The organism is Streptomyces murinus (genome assembly GCF_002154555.1).
Lineage (GTDB): Bacteria > Actinomycetota > Actinomycetes > Streptomycetales > Streptomycetaceae > Streptomyces > Streptomyces murinus.
Genome location: NZ_MUNF01001082.1, coordinates 1 through 534 on the forward strand (window position 1 = coordinate 1; position 534 = coordinate 534).

The window sequence follows — 534 nt, forward strand, 5'->3', positions numbered from 1 at the left end:
GGCTTCACCGGGTGGGGGGCTCCGCGCGGAGCAGGTGGGTGCGGGTCGGAAGCCGGGTGCTGATCGGCGTCGCCGTGTTCGGCACGGTGTGGGGGGCGGTGGATGACCTGGTCTCGGATGCGAGGTACTACGTGCTGCGGCCCGTGGGGCCGGGAGGGTGTACGGCTGTGGTGCGGGAGACGTCGTTTCTTGTGATCGGGAACGGCGAGGCGTACGCCGTGGGGCGTACGGGCCTGGCGCTGGGTGAGGCGGGGTCCTGGACGGTCGATGACGGGTACCGTCCCGTCGCCGGCGGCACGTACACGTTGGACTGGGGGCCGGGCGGGGGGCTTTTGCAGGTCAGAGGTACGAGTACCGATCCCGTCGTGCAAGGGGGATCGACGGACGTCGACTGCGGGTGACGGAAACGGGCGGGGCGCTCCCCGCAAGGAGGAGCGCCCCGCCCGTCGTCGCTGTCAGAAGCGCGGGATCTGGCAGCTGGCCCAGACGCGGACCTGGGCGTCGTTGGGGCCCGGGTTGCTGAAGAGCACTTCC

At 71.3% G+C, this 534-nt stretch carries 1 protein-coding gene; it reads left to right on the forward strand.

The window, feature by feature from the left end; translation table 11 throughout:
• Positions 1–401 (forward strand): hypothetical protein (locus tag CCN72_RS37785; protein WP_208638213.1); only part of this gene is annotated, 401 nt, incomplete at its 5' end.
• Positions 402–534: the final 133 nt, after the last annotated feature.